The organism is Sphingobacterium sp. G1-14, from assembly GCF_002196555.1.
GTDB classification, from domain to species: domain Bacteria; phylum Bacteroidota; class Bacteroidia; order Sphingobacteriales; family Sphingobacteriaceae; genus Sphingobacterium; species Sphingobacterium siyangense.
Map to the genome: position 1 here is coordinate 1,694,961 of NZ_CP021381.1, position 15,110 is coordinate 1,710,070.

At 37.0% G+C, this 15,110-nt stretch carries 13 protein-coding genes; 10 read left to right on the top strand and 3 right to left on the bottom strand.

Going from position 1 to position 15,110, the window contains the following annotated elements:
* Positions 1-68: 68 nt before the first annotated feature.
* The 9 genes from CBM24_RS07065 (at position 69) to CBM24_RS07105 (ending at position 9,003) form a co-directional block, all read left to right on the top strand.
* Positions 69-1,949, top strand: coding sequence for an alpha/beta hydrolase family protein (locus CBM24_RS07065; protein ID WP_088160663.1), 1,881 nt, complete (start codon positions 69-71; stop codon positions 1,947-1,949).
* Positions 1,950-1,961: 12 nt separating this feature from the next.
* Positions 1,962-3,620 carry a sensor histidine kinase gene (locus tag CBM24_RS07070; protein ID WP_088160664.1) on the top strand — a complete coding sequence of 553 codons (1,659 nt, stop codon included), beginning with the start codon at positions 1,962-1,964 and terminating at the stop codon, positions 3,618-3,620.
* Between the two features lie 15 nt (positions 3,621-3,635).
* Positions 3,636-4,334 (top strand): response regulator transcription factor, encoded by a 699-nt coding sequence (locus tag CBM24_RS07075; RefSeq protein ID WP_046674214.1) that lies wholly within the window; start codon positions 3,636-3,638, stop codon positions 4,332-4,334.
* A gap of 143 nt (positions 4,335-4,477) precedes the next feature.
* On the top strand, positions 4,478-4,951 hold the full coding sequence (gene greA, locus CBM24_RS07080; RefSeq protein ID WP_046674213.1) for a transcription elongation factor GreA: 474 nt from the start codon (positions 4,478-4,480) through the stop codon (positions 4,949-4,951).
* A 237-nt stretch (positions 4,952-5,188) separates the two neighbouring features.
* Positions 5,189-5,605: an HIT family protein gene (locus CBM24_RS07085; RefSeq protein ID WP_075991665.1), complete on the top strand. Its 417-nt coding sequence runs from the start codon at positions 5,189-5,191 to the stop codon at positions 5,603-5,605.
* 143 nt (positions 5,606-5,748) lie between these two features.
* Entirely contained in the window at positions 5,749-6,399 is a 651-nt protein-coding gene (locus CBM24_RS07090) for a DedA family protein (protein WP_075991666.1), read from the top strand.
* A gap of 8 nt (positions 6,400-6,407) precedes the next feature.
* The gene (locus tag CBM24_RS07095; RefSeq protein ID WP_075991667.1) at positions 6,408-6,950 is read left to right on the top strand and encodes an inorganic diphosphatase; all 543 of its coding nucleotides are present in this window, start codon (positions 6,408-6,410) and stop codon (positions 6,948-6,950) included.
* 8 nt (positions 6,951-6,958) lie between these two features.
* Complete coding sequence (locus CBM24_RS07100; protein WP_088160665.1) at positions 6,959-8,272, top strand: hemolysin family protein; 1,314 nt, start codon at positions 6,959-6,961, stop codon at positions 8,270-8,272.
* A 17-nt stretch (positions 8,273-8,289) separates the two neighbouring features.
* Positions 8,290-9,003 (top strand): 16S rRNA (uracil(1498)-N(3))-methyltransferase, encoded by a 714-nt coding sequence (locus tag CBM24_RS07105; RefSeq protein WP_088160666.1) that lies wholly within the window; start codon positions 8,290-8,292, stop codon positions 9,001-9,003.
* Positions 9,004-9,082: 79 nt separating this feature from the next.
* On the opposite strand, the gene CBM24_RS07110 is transcribed toward CBM24_RS07105, so the two are convergent.
* The 3 genes from CBM24_RS07110 to CBM24_RS07120 form a co-directional block, all read right to left on the bottom strand.
* Positions 9,083-9,559, bottom strand: a complete 477-nt coding sequence (locus CBM24_RS07110) for a hypothetical protein (protein ID WP_088160667.1) — start codon at positions 9,557-9,559, stop codon at positions 9,083-9,085.
* A gap of 182 nt (positions 9,560-9,741) precedes the next feature.
* Positions 9,742-11,142, bottom strand: coding sequence for an ABC transporter permease (locus CBM24_RS07115; protein WP_088160668.1), 1,401 nt, complete (start codon positions 11,140-11,142; stop codon positions 9,742-9,744).
* A gap of 46 nt (positions 11,143-11,188) precedes the next feature.
* Positions 11,189-11,830 (bottom strand): ABC transporter ATP-binding protein, encoded by a 642-nt coding sequence (locus CBM24_RS07120; RefSeq protein WP_088160669.1) that lies wholly within the window; start codon positions 11,828-11,830, stop codon positions 11,189-11,191.
* A 404-nt stretch (positions 11,831-12,234) separates the two neighbouring features.
* Here CBM24_RS07120 and CBM24_RS07125 point away from each other — a divergent pair, with 404 nt between their 5' ends.
* Positions 12,235-15,108: a TonB-dependent receptor gene (locus CBM24_RS07125; RefSeq protein ID WP_088160670.1), complete on the top strand. Its 2,874-nt coding sequence runs from the start codon at positions 12,235-12,237 to the stop codon at positions 15,106-15,108.
* Positions 15,109-15,110 lie beyond the last annotated feature (2 nt).

Below are 15,110 nucleotides of genomic sequence, written 5' to 3' on the forward strand. Positions count from 1 at the left end.
TTCATGCAATTCCGTATTTAATTGCAATATTTGGAATAAATGATAAGGATGTATTTGGGATTATGAGGATGAAATTTTGGATAGGTTTGTTTTTTTCTGCCATGATCATGTTGGGGTGTCAACGACATAGTGTTGATCTTATTCCAATAAATCAATTTTTTTCTACACCTGAAAAATCAAATTTTAAGATTTCTCCAAATGGTCGATTTATCGCTTACATTGGCTTAGATAATCATTGCAAAAATATCTATTTAATAGATTTGATCAATAAGGATAGTTCCAAACAGCTTACTTATCAAAATGATATTAATGTAAAATCCTTCGCTTGGAACAATGATTCAAAAATTTCCTTTTTGACGGAACAATCTTCGCAGGACAGTTTACGTTTATATGCTGTGGACATCAACACAGAAAAGATTTGGCCATTGATTAAACCGGTACGAGGTCGGTTTCGATGGATTCATGCTATGGCGACCGGAGGTGATAGTTTTATAGCGGGAATCAACGATAGAGACTCTTCTTTTTTTGACCTTTATCGTATCTATTTAGACGGGAGGCCTCGGGAATTGGTTTTACAGAATCCGGGAAATATGAGCTCCTGGGTTGTATCTAATGATGGGCAGGTACGATTGGCTGTGGCCAACGATTCTGTACAGCAATCTGTGCTCTATAGAAGTTCAGAAAAAGAACCATTTAAAGAGATTATACGATGTGATGTTGAAAGTAGTTTTACTCCACTGGGTTATAAGGATAGTTCAAATGCCATCATTTATGCTTTATCCAATATAGACAGGGATAAACTGGCCTTGGTAAGTTATGATTTATTAAACCAAAAAGAGCTGGGCGAGCTATATAGTCATAAAGATGTTGACGTGAGCCCTGGGGGGTATTTCACTGAACAGAATAAGCTGTTATTTGTCAATTATAGCACATCAAGACAGAACAGACATTTTTTTGATGAGGCTACCAAAAAGAAATATGATCAATTGTCGAAGCAGATTGATGGCTTTGAGTTTCAGGTATTGAATACTGATATTTCGGGGAACAAGGTCATTATCAAAACCTATACGGACGTAAACCCGGGCGGGATTTATTTCTATGATTTTTCGACTCAAAAATTAACGAAGCTAACAGATAATAATTCCGATCTAAAAGACAAAGAACTTTCTCCAAATGAGTATATCACTTATACGGCGAGAGATGGCATTCAGATTTCGGGTTATTTAACTTATCCCATTCATTCCAATCGCAAAAATCTGCCTATGGTTGTATTGCCCCATGATGGACCTAACGGACGGGAGGTTTGGGGATTCGATAACGAAGCGCAGTTTTTGGCGAACAGGGGTTATTTGGTTTTTCAGATGAACTATAGGGGATCGACCGGTTTTGGTAAGAAGTTTTGGACTGCGGGATTTAAGGAATGGGGCGGGAAGATTCAGGATGATATTACTGATGGGGTAAAATGGTTGATTAAAGAAGGAATTGCTGATCGGGAACGTGTCGCTATTGTAGGGAAAGGTTTCGGAGGCTATTCGGCGCTACACGCTGCTTGTTTTAATTCTGATCTTTATAAATGTGCCGTGTCTTATTCCGGCTATACCAATCTGTTCACTTACTTTAGAGATATACCGCCATATTTTAAATCGTATGTGCAGAAAATGTATCAAGTAGTTGGGAATCCGATTCGGGAGGCTGAGCTATTTAAAAATATTTCACCTGTATTTCATTCGGATAAAGTAAAGATACCGGTGCTATTGGTACAGGGAGGAAAGGATCGGTTTAGTTCGGTAACAGATGCAAATCAATTTGTACAGAAATTAAAGAATAATAATATTCCCGTACAATACATCCTAAAAGAGGACGAGGATAGAACTTTTAAACGGGACGAGAATGTCTTTGGTTACTATAATGAGTTGGAGCGGTTTTTGGCGAAATATCTTGTAGACTAAGGGCGGGAGATTATGAAAGCAGAGAAATATAGCTATCGAAAAAATTACGGATTATTGTTGATGTTTTTCATCGTGATTAGTGGTCTGTATATATTTGCCCTTTTTCTTTCGCGTAATTATACAGAATCACATATTAAGAACGAATTTACCAATCGGAAATCGGAGATATTTGATCAAACCTTAGTCCCTTTCAATGATTTTTTTCAGAATAGAATTCCTGAAGTATCTTTTTATCAAGGTTTTTTGGATTCAGTCCAGGCGGGAAAATATGCATATAGTATATTAAGTTCCTACCCATTCGTTAGAGAAATTGGTTTTTTTGATTTACAATTTAATAATGATCATAACTTGAACTATGGTTTTATTGTTAATAACCTTAGAATTCAACCGAAAACCATTACTTTTTTTACCGTTTCCAGGTCTGGCCTGAATAAAAATACGATTCGGGATCGTGGACAGATGGGCTTGCATTCCGAAGAGATTAATAATATTGGTGTGAAGCTGGCAACTTATATCGATAAATTGCAACCGAATGCCAAGCTTTCTGATAAGGATATTCTGAAGGTTTTTTATACCATAAGACCTGGACAGATTACCTATCTGAATATTCCAAGGGTCAACGACTTAATAGTCTATAAGTCCATTATGGAAGGTAATTTGGATCATACTGTCGGATATGAACAGGATATGTTCAATTTTCAGATTGATCCAATGTATCTGGAAGTAAAAAATAGTTATTCAAATCTTTATGAGAAAGTAGAAATAGTGCCACTGGTTGGTGCTCCGATCACGCCGGAAAATGACGAGATTTCAACGGAGATGCCGTTACCTGGAGCGTTAGCAGACTACAAACTTCTTTTTAGGTCGAGTAAAAGTTTTCTGTCAAAAGAGATAAATCGCAGTTTTTGGCCGGTATTGGGAGGGGTATCCCTGATTTATATTATTTTGATTGCAATATTATATTTAATTTATAGAAATTTAGAAATTAACGGAAGACTTTTTAAATTGCAGTACGATTTCATCAATAATCTTACCCACGAGTTTAAGACGCCTGTGAGTGTTATTAAAATTGCTGGAAATAATATTAAGAGTGCGCAGGTACTCTCTGATGAAGAGCGGAAAATGTATGGAAATATATTAGATCAGGAGGCAGACCGATTAAATAACTTGATGAATAAGCTGTTGTCTTTTAGTCAGATCGAAAATAAAACCATAAAATTAAATAAAGAAGAAGTTGATTTGGAGGAATTTACCGAAAATCTAGTAGCTTCGTCAAGAATAAAATATGCGGATTTCAAGATTAGCACAAAAATTGATGTAAGAACATCAATGCTTGCAGATCCGGTACTGTTAAGTAGTGTGTTTCAAAATATGATCGATAATGCCTATAAATATTCGAAAGCGGGGCATAAAATCTTAGATATTGCGATACAACAAAACAAGAAGAATTTTGTTATCACTTTTAAGGATGAAGGAATAGGTATTGAGAAGGCAGAGTTTAACAACATCTTCAAAAAGTTTTATAGAATAAAAAGTCAATATAATCAGCAAGGAAGTATCGGTTTGGGCTTGGCTTTCTGTAAAGAGATTACCGAATTTATAGGCGGTGATATTACAGTAAAAAGTCAATTGGGACAGGGGACCACCTTTACCTTGGTATTTCCGGTTTAAAAAATAAATTTAAATATGAATAAAGACATCACTGTTGCTGTTATTGAAGATGATGAGAACTTACGGTTCTTGGTAAAACATCGATTGGAATCCGAAGGCTATCAGGTCATTCAGAGTGGAAATGGGAATGAAGCGGAAAGTTTGATCTTGGAAAAGAGACCCGATGTGGTTTTGTTGGATTGGATGCTTCCAGGAAAAGAAGGCAACGAAATCTGTGAAGATGTCCGTAAAGCCGGGTTTGAGAATATCATTATCATGATGACAGCGAAGTCTCAAGATGTGGACAAAATTGAAGCCTATAGCTTTGGTGTGACTGATTACATTAGTAAGCCATTCAATATGGATGTGCTTATTGCTATGATCGATAATAAGGTGAAATTTTTCTTACCTAAGAACAGTCCCGAAGTATATAAATTTGGGCAAACGGAACATCATCCGAATATTCATTCCTTAATACGTGACGGAAGGAAAGTTGAGTTGACCATTTTGGAAAACCGAATTTTGCTTCATTTTTTACAAAACTTAGGCCGGGAGATTACACGCGAGGAGTTAATGGAGGTTGTCTGGGGTTATAGCTCAAATGTCAACACACGTACTTTGGATATGCATGTGGTTCGTTTAAGGAAAAAGATCGAAACAAATCCAGATAAGCCACATTATCTACAAACAGTTCGGGGGCTGGGATATAAATTTGTTGATGAGGAAGAGATTTAATTTTATTTAACGGGTAAGAATTTGTTTTGTTGAAAACAATTATTATCTTCGTATAGATTCAAAGCAAGACCATGTTTCCTGACGAGGGAAATATGGTCTTGTTTCTTTTTTAAAAAGTAGAAAATAAGAAAAAAGATAAAATTATGGCAGAAGTAACTTATTTTACGGAAGAAGGATTGCGTAAGCTTAAAGAGGAATTGGCTTATCTGAAGACGGAAGGAAGGTCTAAAATTGCCAATGCTATTGCAGAGGCTAGAGACAAAGGAGATTTGTCAGAAAATGCAGAGTATGATGCTGCTAAAGAAGCTCAGGGGCTTCACGAAGCTAAAATTGCCAATTTGGAGAACACATTGGCTACAGCACGTTTAATTGATGAGTCCAAATTAGATACATCTAAAGTTTTGGCCTTATCGATTGTTAAGATCAAGAACAAAAAGAATGGTGCTGAAATGACTTATCAATTGGTGGCGGAGTCAGAAGCAGATTTGAAGTCGGGCAAGATTTCAGTTAAATCTCCTATTGCCCAGGGTTTGTTGGGAAAATCGAAAGGTGATACAGCTGTTATTGAAGTGCCTGCCGGTAAAATTGAATTCGAGATCGTAGAGATTTCAAGATAATATATGTCGGTTATGTGCGGTATGCCATAACCGCACATCCACAAATTAACTTTATATTAAGAAGGTCGTGATATAGTAATCGCGACCTTTTTTGTTTATATTTGTTGGCAGTAGAAAAACAGGGTGTGATAAAATCTGCAGTTAAATTTTAATTGTTAACATACCGAAGGCTTTGCATTTTAAAGTCTGTTTTTTGCTAATTATTGTTTAAAAGATTTATTCCAAGATTAGAATAATATGTCGACAATTTTTTCAAAAATCGTTGCTGGGGAGATCCCAGCTTACAAAGTTGCAGAAAGTAATGATTTTCTAGCTTTTTTGGATATCAGTCCATTGGCTAAGGGGCACGTTCTTGTGATCCCTAAGAAAGAGACCGATTACATTTTTGATATAGAAGATGATGAATATATGGCGCTTTGGGTCTTTGCTAAGATTGTTGCTCAAGGTATTAAAAAGGTAATTCCCTGTGTAAAAGTCGGTGTTGCAGTTGTTGGTTTAGAAGTGGCTCACGCACATATACATTTGGTGCCTATTAATAAAATTAGTGATTTAAACTTTGCTGGACCTAAATTGAGCTTGGCAGAGGACGAACTTCATGAAATTGCGACTACTATTCGCGAGTCTATCGTCAGTATAACTGCTCAAAATCAATAATTAGAAAGGATTATATTACACTTGATTTACGTTCGTTTTTTAGAAGAATGCTATATTTGTACCTTGTTGTTTCAAATTTGTACAGAGATAAGCGTGGGAGTTGTTCTAAAAAAGGAACGCAACATTGATTTTTACTAAAGGTTATGCATGAACTCTTGTTGTCATTTCAACAATTATTAAACCCGGAGGAACTATTGAGTTCAGGAGGGTTTTATTTGGTTATCTTAATTGTATTTGCTGAGACGGGCCTATTTTTTGGATTTTTTCTACCTGGTGATTATTTATTATTTCTTGCAGGGTTATTTTGCGCGCTAAATAAAATTGACGTTAATATATACACGCTTTGTTTGGGCTTGTTTATAGCGGGAGTGTTAGGGAATTTTACAGGGTATTGGTTTGGTTATCGAGCGGGGCCGATGCTGTTTAAGCGAAAAGATAGTTTCATCTTTAAGCGAAAATATGTGGTCATGGCCGAAGAATTTTACCATAAATATGGTGGAACTGCTTTAATTATAGGAAGATTTGTTCCAATAGTTCGTACTTTTGCACCTATCTTTGCAGGTGTTGTAAAATTAGATTTTAAGAAGTTCGTTCTGTATAATGTTGCCGGAGCTGCCATTTGGGTACTTGTATTGACCCTGTCTGGATATTTCCTTGGTATTGAGTTCCCTTGGATTATACATTATGTAGAATATGTTGTCGTTGGTATGATTGTGATCGCATTTTTACCAATTGCAATAACGTTGTTAAAAAAGCGTATAAAAGATAAAAGAAACAAACAAAATATACAGTAAAATAAAAAATGAGTAAACAAAACCCTTGGCACATGGTTTCTCCAGGTGAGAATGTTCCAAATGCCGTAAATGCTATCATTGAGATTACAAACGGATCCAAAGGAAAGTATGAATTAGACAAAGAAACTGGTTTGTTGCTTTTGGACAGAGTAATGAGTTCATCTGTCGTTTATCCTGCCAATTATGGTTTTATCCCACAGACTTATTGCGATGACAAAGATCCTTTGGATATTTTGGTCATTTGTTCAGTGGATATTTTACCATTAACATTGGTTGAAGCACAGGTCATTGGTGTGATGAATATGGTTGATGGTGGAGAACAAGATGATAAAATTATTGCGGTAGCTAAAAATGATCCCGTTTTTAATTACATTAAAGATATTGATCAGTTACCTCCGCATACCATGAAGGAGATTGTACAGTTCTTTGAGAGTTATAAAGCACTTGAAAAGAAGCATGTCATTGTTGAGGGTGTAAAAGGACGTGAAGAAGCACAAAGAATCTTGATCGAGGCTATCGATTTGTACAAAAAAGAATTTGTTAACAAATAACCCCAAGCATGGCGCTCGATATATTTTGGACATTGTTTTTAGTATTGGCCAACGGCTTTTTTGTCGCGGCAGAATTTGCTATTGTCAAGGTCCGAGTCTCCCAAATTGAAGTTCAGGCAAAAACAGGTAGCAAAGTTGCTACAATAGCCAAAAGTATAACGGAGCATTTGGATGGTTATTTGGCCGCTACACAATTGGGTATTACACTTTCTTCACTGGCCTTAGGTTGGGTAGGAGAGGCTGTAATGACCCAAATTGTGCAGGGGGTACTAGGTTTTTTCGGTGTTGAATTGACAGGTACAATCGCGACGAATGCAGGTCATATATTGGCTTTTACGATTATTACCGTGTTACACATTGTATTTGGAGAGCTCGCTCCTAAATCAATTGCGATTCAAAAACCTGTTGCAACAACAATGAAAATTGCGGTTCCACTGCAATTTTTCTACTTTATCTTTAGACCATTTATTTGGATTTTAAATGGTTTCGCTAATTTTCTGTTGAAGATTTTAGGATTTGAAGTTACTAAAGGGGAATCTGCACACTCTTCTGAAGAGTTGCAATATCTTTTGGATAAAGGTAAGGAGTCTGGTGCTTTGGATATTTCTGAGCACGAGTTGATCAAAAATGTATTTGATTTTAACGAACGTATCGTTAAGAATATTATGGTACCTCGTACCAAAATTGTGGCTGTGGAGGTCACGGCTGATGCCTCTGAGCTGATAGAAACCATGACTGAAGAAGGGTACTCTCGTCTGCCAATTTATGAGGATAATATTGATCAAATCGTTGGTATTGTCCATACGAAAGATATTTTACCCCTCTTAGCTAAAGGAAAAGAGGTTGTCATGAGAAATATCATGCGCAAACCTTATTTCATTCCTGAGACGAAGAAGATCAATGATCTAATGGCTGAGTTCCAGCAAAAGCGTCTACAGTTAGCGATTGTATTGGATGAATTTGGTGGAACTGCGGGTATGGTTACCCTGGAAGATATTGTTGAGGAACTTGTTGGTGAGATTCAGGATGAATACGATGAGGAAACTCCAGTTGTCGAACGTATCTCGGAAACGGAATATATGGTCGATGCAGGCGCTAGTATTCATGATGTGAATGAATTTCTCCCGATAGAATTACCCGAGAGTCAGGATTACGATACGATGTCCGGTCTGGTGAGCGAAATCTTTGATAAGATTCCTGAAGTCGGTGAGCGTAAAGAAGAATATGGTTACGTATTCACTATTATCCGTAAGGCCCAGCAGAACATAGAGTTTGTCAAATTGGAATTGGTCGAATCGGCCGATGATGATACAGAAGAATAAAACAATAACGAAAGCACATGCAGTTATTTTTTACACCGGATTTAAACCCTTCATTAGAAAATTTTATCCTTAGTGAAGAAGAAAGTAAACATGCTATTCGTGTGCTTCGTATGGATACTGGTGATCGCCTACATCTCATAGACGGTCGCGGTGGTTTGTACGAAGCTCAAATTATTGACCCTCATCCCAAACGTACTGTTCTTACGATCTTAACTGTTGAGGAGGAATTTCAGCAGCCAAAATATCATTTGCATATTGCTGTTGGTCCAACGAAGAATATTGATCGCATCGAATGGTTTTTGGAGAAGGCGACTGAGGTTGGCATTCAAGAAATAACTCCAGTTATCTGTGAGCATTCTGAGCGAAAAGAGGTGAAATTAGATCGTCTAAATAAGGTGGTAGTTGCAGCGATGAAACAATCGTTGAAAGCCTATCTTCCCAAGCTAAATCCAGCAGTATCGTTTAAACAGTTTTTGAGAGAAATCCCAAAAGAAGGTGTTCAAAAGGCAATTGCACACTGTGTTGACGCTGAAAAGAAGTATTTAAACCAGGTTTTGGAGCCTGCTCAGCATTATATTATCCTCATTGGTCCGGAAGGAGATTTCTCTGAAGAGGAAATTGATTTGGCACTACAGATGGGATTTCATCCGATTTCGCTGGGAGAAGCGCGCTTAAGGACGGAAACAGCTGCTTTAGCAGCTTGTATGGAAGTTTCCCTACTGAATAGATAATAAAAGACGACTCTGGCCCAGTAAATGGGCTGTGAGAGATCTGCAAAGCCCATTTAATGGTTTAATAATAGGCGCTAGTTTATTTTATTGGTTCTGCGTCTACAATCTGAATTTCAGCATTTCCCTTAAGCGGATCTTTGGTAAAGATCATTTTTCCTTTTAATTTAATCGGATCCTCAGAGAATTTTATCGCACTACCTTTTAACGTTACTTCAACCATTGGTGGTATTCCGTTGGATCCACAGAATTGACATTGCATCACGGGTAATACAGACATCATAAAGTTTTTATGATTACGACCACTATGAAGAGGAACCATATAACCTGGTAATTCAACAATTTTATTTTCAAGCGCTTTAAGCTCTTTGGGATAGAAAGGAGTATATACTTTCTTTGCCCCATTATAAGTTACTTTATAAGCCATCTTATCAATTGCTTCCCAAGTTTTGTTCATCATAGGTGTATGATCGGGAACATCCGGATTGCTACCGATCTGTGCATGTACCTGTATAATGCTGAAGAATATGAAGGCAAATGCCGTGATAATTTTTTTCATCTGTTTAATTTTTAGCTGTGATGAAGCTAGCAGATTTATCCGGTGATGAATAAATCATAAGGGTTTCATCTGTTTTAGTATTGAGTATAACGTATTGCGTACTGAGATTTCGCCGATGCACATGCAGGATTTATCTTGCATACGCTATTCTTATGTTTTTTTACTCCAATTAACCATTCGTCCTATTTGTTTGATAAAGTACCAGCTATACTTGTCCTGTACGCTTTCACAGCAGGAATCAGCGCTGCTAGGACGCCAATGAGACAAGCGATAAGCAAAAATACCAATTCTTTTGGATGTAGCCTAAAAGCTTCGATAAAGTCAGCGCTCTGGCTCGTTTGGTTACTGATATAGTATAATGCCAGATGTGCCAATAACAGTCCCACCAATCCACCAACGATCGTTATGATCAGACCTTCCAACAGAACAATGTTGAATAACTTTCCTTTAGACGCACCGAGTGTACGCATAATGGCCAGATCATACTTACGTTGTTTCAAAGCATTGTAGAGGTTAATAAATACACTCAGGCCAGCAATGAGCATGATGACATAAGCAAGGATAGCCAAAGAATCTATTCCTACACCCAGGAGTGAAAACAGACGCGTACTTTCCATAGCCGGAGAAGCCGCTTGCATATCAGTTTGTTGGTCGATCATTTTGGGCAATATACCGATGGCTGCCGGTGACTGGTATTTTATTAAAATAGCCGTTATTTCAAGACCATTCTGTTTCACCATATCCGCGCCGATGGATTTAACAAATACACCTTCCTCTTCGTGTTCATGATCAGCATGTCCTTCATGGTCATGATGCTCCTTTTCATTAGTTGCTACTTGTGCAGTAGAATTTTCCGGCAAACCCTCGCCATGGTGGTGCAGGTGTGCTTTAACCGTTTCTTCGCGGTCTTCTTCCCGTTCACGTTTTTCTTTTTGAGCTGCTGTTTCGTGATCGGCATGATCATGGGCGATACCATGAACATCCCAGACGCTTTCGAGGTTGGTCAATATGAGGTTGTCAGTTACGTTGTTGTTTTGCTTTAGAATACCCACAATAGTAAAAGGATGTTCGTCATGACTATGGCCATCCTTGCTCAGTCCATGTGAGCTGTTGATCTGGTCACCTATTTTCAAGTTGTTTTTTTTAGCTACCTGTTCACCGATAACGACCTCAAAGTTTTTTTGCCAGATGCGGCCGTTATTTATTTTGGTGCCATAGATGGCCAGAAAAGAAGAGTCCGTACCGACAATTCGATGTCCCTTAAAGTTATCACCCAATGACAAGGGAACCGCTAATTGTACAAGCGGGTTCTGACGCAGTGGCTCGAGTTCGTTCAAAGGTATATTTCCCGTTGGGTTGTCAATATGATATACGCTGGATAGGATCAATTGAAGAGGACTACCTTTGGCTCCGACGACCAGGTCAATGTTCTTACTGTTGTTGTCGAGCTGCTTTTCGAATGTTTCACCTGTAATCGAGAGTACAGCCAGTATGGAGATTCCAAAAGCTGTCAGTAAAATGCTCAAAAAGACAGAACCGAATTGTCTACTTAAATTTTTCCAAACCAACTGTATCGTGTTCATAGCAAATTTTGAATCTAAAAGGGTGATGAATATTTGGCGTAAGCAATTATTTTAAGAGATACATTTTTGAAAACTGATCTTTAATCCGTTTATCATGCGTGGTGATCAATAGAGTTGAGCCGGCAGTATCTGCGATATCCAAAAGGAGTTCCAGCACACGATTTGTATTGTTATCATCTAAAGCTGCTGTGGGTTCATCCGCAATGAGCAGCGCCGGCTTATTGATCACACTACGCGCAATAGCGGCGCGTTGCAGTTGGCCACGACTCAGTTCATTTGGATAGGCACCAGTTTTGTCCTCCAACTGCAATTGTTTCAATACTTGATGAATCTCGTCTACATTGACTTTTTTTCCGGCGAGCGACTGTGCTAATTTGATATTTTCTAGCAAAGTTAAATTTTTGAGAAGGTGAGCCTCCTGGAAGATAAACCCAATATATTGCGATCTGAACTTATCTATTTTGCTATTTGATAATAGCGAAAGATCTTGACCATTAATTCTAACATGACCAGTTTCAGGTCGGGATAGGCCACCCAACATGTTTAATAAGGTTGTTTTTCCCGTGCCTGAATCGCCCAATAGTAGTGTGTGCTGTCCTTTCTCGATATGGATATCAGGAAATGCGATGCTTTTTGCATTCGTATATTGGAATGTTAGCTGTTCAGTAGATACGATCGGGTTGGTCATATGCTCAAAAATTAAAAATATATTCAAACTTAGAGAAATTGCTTTGTATATGCAATTATATTGCAATAATAAGATGATTCTTAGCATTTTGTTCGATAAACAGGGGGGACTTTTCTTGTGATAAGCTATAGAATAAGAGGGACTACGCCAAAAACGTGGAAATAGCATTAATATGTTAATAACTTTTTGACTTAATAATTTTATTACACTGCTTTAATATAATCCGATAGAAATTATAAAATCTCCGCTCAAAATGCAGTTTAGATGTGTTTTTGCCCAAAATATAAACACAAAATCTTGATGAGTAACATTAAATTAACAAGTGGTTTACGTAATGGTAATTCCTTGTTAATGTTAATATAATATCATGGCAATAGCTTTGCAGAAACAAAAAACAAAATAAATTGGAACCACAATTACAACTCAAAAGAATCGCTGCTGCCATTACATTCGTCGTAGCTGCGTCAACAACAGTTTATGCACAGGGGAGTGGGAAGATTGCAGGTAAAGTTACAAATGTCAAGACAGGAGAAACCATCGCGGGGGTGACGGTAAAGGTTCTTGGAACGGCACGCGTAGGAAGTTCGGATGTAACAGGTAATTACAATATTCCAGCTGTGCCGGCAGGGAAGTATACATTAGAATTTAGCTACTTGGGGTTTGCAACAAAGCAGATTACTGATGTAGAGATTAAAGATAAGGATGTAACCAATTTAAATGTGGTTCTTGACAATTCCGAGGGTAAAGTACTGGATCAGGTTGTTATTACTGGTACATTTAAGAAGGAATCTATAGGTGCATTGTATGCACAACAAAAAAATAGTATTTCAATCTCAGACGGTATTTCAGCCGAAGTAATAAAAAAGACACCAGATAAAAATACGGGAGAAGTGTTAAAGCGTGTCAGTGGTGCAAGTGTTCAGGATAATAAATTCATTATTATCCGCGGACTAAGTGACCGTTATAATTCAGCATTGCTAAATAATAGTCCGTTACCAAGTACGGAATCCGATCGTAAAGCATTTTCATTCGATATTATTCCTTCGTCATTGATCGATAATATTGTTATCAGTAAAACGGCAAGCGCAGATCTACCTGGGGATTTGACAGGAGGGGCTATAAATGTGAAGACAAAGGACTTTCCAGATCGAAAATCCTTTGAAGTATCTGTCGGTCTTGGATATAATTCTTTAAGTACGTTCAAAGATTTTTATGGAAATAAAAGATCAGCTGGTAATTATTTTGCGACATTAAATCCTGACAATAAATTACCCAATAGCTTTCCAGGCTCTTTTCAAGACTACTCCAATTTAAATCTTAGTGATAAAGTAAATTATAGTAAACAATTTAAAAATACTTGGGTAACTGAAAAACTCGGAAAAGTATTACCAGCTCAAAATGCACAGATTACGTTTGGGAATTCTTACCTACTTAGTAATGCGGGAAAATTAGGTATTATTGGATCCTTATCTTACCGCAATTCTGAAACAATTTCACCAGAAGTAAGAAATGACTTTAATACTCTTGATCAAGGTAAAGATCTCAAAATCTTTAGTTATAATGATACATACTATCGCTTCAATTCTAATATAGGAGCATTGGGTAACATATCATATATCAAAGACGATCTTAAGCTATCCTTTAAAAATATCTTTAATCAAGGTTTAGAGCAATCCTATACGCAACGAGAAGGATGGTTTGATGACGGAACAAAAGAGATGAGGAAAGTAACCTTACTCGAAACTGTTCAAAAAAGAATGTTTAATTCTGTTTTCGATGGCGAGTATTTACTTAATAACGATAAGCAATCCAAACTTTCTTGGAATCTTTCTTATAGTAATGTCAATGTGGATCAGCCAGATTTACGAAGGACAATTTATTCGAAAAAAGAAGGTAGTGATCCGAATAGTCCATATTCTGCTAGTGTGGGTACAATCCCTTCTCCATCAGGAGCAGGACGGTTTTATAGCACTTTGAATGAGAATATTTATGGTGGGGCAGTAAATTGGTCTATATCAACAAAGCTGTTAGGTCAGGAACAAACATTTAAAACGGGAATTTTAAAACAAAATAAAAAGCGTACGGTTGATGCTCGAGTTTTGGCATATAGAGATTTAAGTGAAAGTACAGCTGATCAGAAGAATTTATTAGCGATGCCATTAGATAAAATTTTTGCTCCAGATAATATCTCAAATAAAACTTTAGTTTTGGAAGATATTACTAATCCCGATAATTATTATGAAGGTACAGGGGATCTAAATGCTGCATTTGCCATGCTTTCTGGAAAAGTTACAGAAAAGTTGAAAGCTAGTTTAGGCGTTCGTTACGAAAATTATAAGGAAAAATTGTTAACTGGTAACCTAAATTCCAGTGAAGAAAATAATGTAAACAATACATATAATGATTTTTTGCCATCACTTAACTTGACATATGAACTAAATCCAAAGACTAATTTACGATTTAGCTTTTCAAATACCTTGGCGCGAGCGCAATTTCGTGAATTGGCATCTTTTTCCTTTTATGACTTTGTGACTGGTATTACAAAAAAAGGAAATCCTGATGTTAAGAGAACTAGAATCTCAAATTTTGATTTGCGTTATGAATTTTATCCAAGTCTTGGAAAATTGATCTCAGTTTCGGCATTCTATAAAGATTTGAAAGATCCGATTGAATCAAATATTATCTCAGGATCTTCACCTGCTAGTAAGTTAATGTCTTTCACCAATGCTCCAAAAGCATATATACTAGGTGGGGAAATTGAAATACGTCATGACTTTGGATTTATTGATCCAGATGCAGAGTTCTTCAAAAATTTGGTTTTTAGTACAAATGCAGCAATTATGAAGTCTGAGGTGAATTTTGAAGGTTCACAACCAACGATGGAGAACAAAAGGTCATTGTATGGGCAATCACCGTTCTTATTGAACTTTGGTCTTCAATATTCATCTGACCGTCTTTTTGATGCGAATCTTTTCTTTAATCGTATCGGTCGAAGAATCGATATAGTAGGTTTTGGGCGTTATGAAAATGCAAACTTTATAAGTGAGTATCCTGACATTTTCGAGGCCCCAAGGAGTGTTTTGGACTTTCAACTCTCTAAAAAAATTATTTCTAAGAAAGCAGAACTAAAGCTAAATATTGGCAATCTATTGGATAGCAAATCAATTTTCTATCAGGACGTAGATAAAAGTGGTAAGTACAATGAGGCGGGAGATCGTTTAATAAATTCTATTCAATATGGTAGAAACGTGTCTCTCTCATTCGGTTATAGATTTTAAAG

What these genes read in the sequence shown, in the direction of transcription:
- CBM24_RS07065 (WP_088160663.1), top strand. Translation starts at nt 69, where the DNA reads ATGAAATTTTGGATAGGTTTGTTTTTTTCTGCCATGATCATGTTGGGG.
- CBM24_RS07070 (WP_088160664.1), top strand. Translation starts at nt 1,962, where the DNA reads ATGAAAGCAGAGAAATATAGCTATCGAAAAAATTACGGATTATTGTTG.
- CBM24_RS07075 (WP_046674214.1), top strand. Translation starts at nt 3,636, where the DNA reads ATGAATAAAGACATCACTGTTGCTGTTATTGAAGATGATGAGAACTTA.
- greA (WP_046674213.1), top strand. Translation starts at nt 4,478, where the DNA reads ATGGCAGAAGTAACTTATTTTACGGAAGAAGGATTGCGTAAGCTTAAA.
- CBM24_RS07085 (WP_075991665.1), top strand. Translation starts at nt 5,189, where the DNA reads ATGTCGACAATTTTTTCAAAAATCGTTGCTGGGGAGATCCCAGCTTAC.
- CBM24_RS07090 (WP_075991666.1), top strand. Translation starts at nt 5,749, where the DNA reads ATGCATGAACTCTTGTTGTCATTTCAACAATTATTAAACCCGGAGGAA.
- CBM24_RS07095 (WP_075991667.1), top strand. Translation starts at nt 6,408, where the DNA reads ATGAGTAAACAAAACCCTTGGCACATGGTTTCTCCAGGTGAGAATGTT.
- CBM24_RS07100 (WP_088160665.1), top strand. Translation starts at nt 6,959, where the DNA reads ATGGCGCTCGATATATTTTGGACATTGTTTTTAGTATTGGCCAACGGC.
- CBM24_RS07105 (WP_088160666.1), top strand. Translation starts at nt 8,290, where the DNA reads ATGCAGTTATTTTTTACACCGGATTTAAACCCTTCATTAGAAAATTTT.
- CBM24_RS07110 (WP_088160667.1), bottom strand. Translation starts at nt 9,559, where the DNA reads ATGAAAAAAATTATCACGGCATTTGCCTTCATATTCTTCAGCATTATA.
- CBM24_RS07115 (WP_088160668.1), bottom strand. Translation starts at nt 11,142, where the DNA reads ATGAACACGATACAGTTGGTTTGGAAAAATTTAAGTAGACAATTCGGT.
- CBM24_RS07120 (WP_088160669.1), bottom strand. Translation starts at nt 11,830, where the DNA reads ATGACCAACCCGATCGTATCTACTGAACAGCTAACATTCCAATATACG.